2 protein-coding genes are annotated in these 2,089 nt (G+C 70.8%); one reads left to right on the top strand and one right to left on the bottom strand.

Annotated features, from left to right (window positions below):
* Positions 1-438: NmrA family NAD(P)-binding protein (locus ACQKIP_RS45890; RefSeq protein WP_427745715.1), on the top strand; the 438-nt coding region annotated here is incomplete at its 5' end.
* Positions 439-488: 50 nt separating this feature from the next.
* Here the strand turns inward: ACQKIP_RS45890 and ACQKIP_RS45885 are convergent.
* Entirely contained in the window at positions 489-1,985 is a 1,497-nt protein-coding gene (locus ACQKIP_RS45885) for an MFS transporter (RefSeq protein WP_365864452.1), read from the bottom strand.
* Positions 1,986-2,089 lie beyond the last annotated feature (104 nt).

Below are 2,089 nucleotides of genomic sequence, written 5' to 3'. Positions count from 1 at the left end.
GGTTGGACGGTGATCAAGCCTGCGTACTTCATGGACAACATCCCCGCGCTCGTGCCCCACGGGCCCGAAGGCGGCCTGGCGACGATCGTCAAGCCCGGCACGGAGCTGGCCCTGGTCGCAGGCGAGGACATCGGCGCGGCCGTGGCCGGTGCCGTCGGCGACCCCGACCGTTTCCACGAGGTCGAGCTGGAACTGGCCGGTGACCTGCTCACCATGGAGCAGGTGGCGCAGGTCCTCACGGAGGTCTGGGGCGTGCCGGTGGCCGCCCCGACGATGAGCCTGGAGGAAGCACTCGCGGCGGGCATGCCCGGCTGGGGGGCCGGTCACGACTGGAACAACGCCGTCGTCCAGCCGGCCCGCCCCGAGTACGCCCGGGCGCTGGGCATCACGCCCACGCCGTTCGCCGACTGGGCGCGCAGGCACCTTGCGGCGGCGTAGGGGCGGGCGAAGAGCGGTGCTCGCGCCCGCTCACGGGCAAGCCCTCGGCGTCAGCGCCGAGGGCAGCCCCCGGACGCCGTCTCGATCCGCGCCCGTTCCTCGGCGTCGGCGTCGAAGCCGACCGGCTCCCAGCGCTTGGCCAGCAGGGCGATCAGGCCGAGGACGGGGGCGGCGAGGATGACCCAGTAGACGTGGGTGCCGAGGCCGCTGCTGAGGACGGGGAAGAAGAACAGCGTCAGCGTCGAACCCAGGCGCAGTACCGCCTGGTTGAAGCCGATGCTCACACCGCGCATCGAGGTGGGAAAGCCCAGCGAGGCGTAGCTCATGATGTGCGCGCCGGGGCCGAAGCCCTGGGCGAACATGAACGCGCCGAGCATCAGGATGCCCGCCGTCACCGCGGCCGTCCCCGAAGGGTCGGCGATAAGACCCAGCACCGTGATGGCGACGAATTGGATCGCGAAGCCCAGCGTCATCATCGGCCAGGCCCCGCGGGTCGACGCCCAGCGGATGCCGAGCAGCCCGCCGGTCAGGGCGAACAGGAGGTTCAGCGCGAAGGAGGACGCGATCGTGGTCAGCGGGCCCTGGGTCATCAGCGTGGCGATGATGATGGGCAGCCCGAAGGCGACCGCGTTGTAGCCGAAGGTCTCGGCCAGGCCGACGGTCACCGACTGGAAGGTGCGGGTGCGGTAGGGCGGGGTGAACAGCCGTGCGTAGGCGGCGAGGCCGGGCCGGGGCGGGCGGGGTGCCTGCGCGGGCACGTCGTCGGCGACGCGCGCATCCACGCCGTAGGACTGCCGCAGGATCTTCGCCGCGCCCTCCAGGTCGCCCTGCTCGGCGGCCCAGGTGGGGGACTCGTTCATGTACCGGCGGCGTAGCAGCAGGACCAGCAGCGCGGGTATCGCGCCGAAGCCGACGGTGAAGCGCCACAGCCAGCCCAGCTGGGCGTCCGGCAGCAGGAAGTACAACGTCATGATCACCAGGTAGCAGCCGCTGGTCGCCGCGTACCAGGCGGGCGACCAGGCAGCCGTACGGGAGCCCTTGCTTCCCTTGCCGCGCAGCCGGGAGAACTCGGCGAGGAACGCGATCGCCACCGGGATGTCCATGCCCACGCCGATACCCATCACGAAGCGCGCGGCGATCAGCGTCCACACGTCCTGCGCCAGCGCGCACACCAGCGCGGTGACTACGAAGAAGAGCATGTTGGCCATGAAGACCCGGTAGCGGCCGATCCGGTCCACCAGCCAGCCGCCGAGGAGGGCGCCCAGGAGCGAGCCGACACTGATCGAGGCGGTGACCGTGCCGGCCATGGCGGAGCTGAGGTGGAACTGGCGGGTGATGTCGGGCAGGCCGTAGGCGAGGGAGCTGAGGTCGTAGGCGTCGAGGAAGATGCCGCCCAGCGCGATGATCACGATCATCTTGGCGTGACGGCCGCGTGCCGTACCGGAGTTGACCAGATCGGAGATGTCGGCCGCGGAGCGGATCAGTACCGTGCCCGGCGTCGTCACCGCGGACGTGCCTGCGGCGGGCAGGGGGGAGGGGGAGCGCACGAGGGCCTTCCGGGGTAGGGCAGGGGACTACCGGAAGATCGTAAACACCGGCCGGAATGTGATCGTCCGCTTGTCCGCATAGTGGTCACCGGTACGGATGGGGA

It is taken from the genome of Streptomyces sp. NPDC059900, assembly GCF_050270335.1.
Lineage (GTDB): Bacteria > Actinomycetota > Actinomycetes > Streptomycetales > Streptomycetaceae > Streptomyces.
This window is presented reverse-complemented; position numbering and strand designations above follow the sequence as displayed.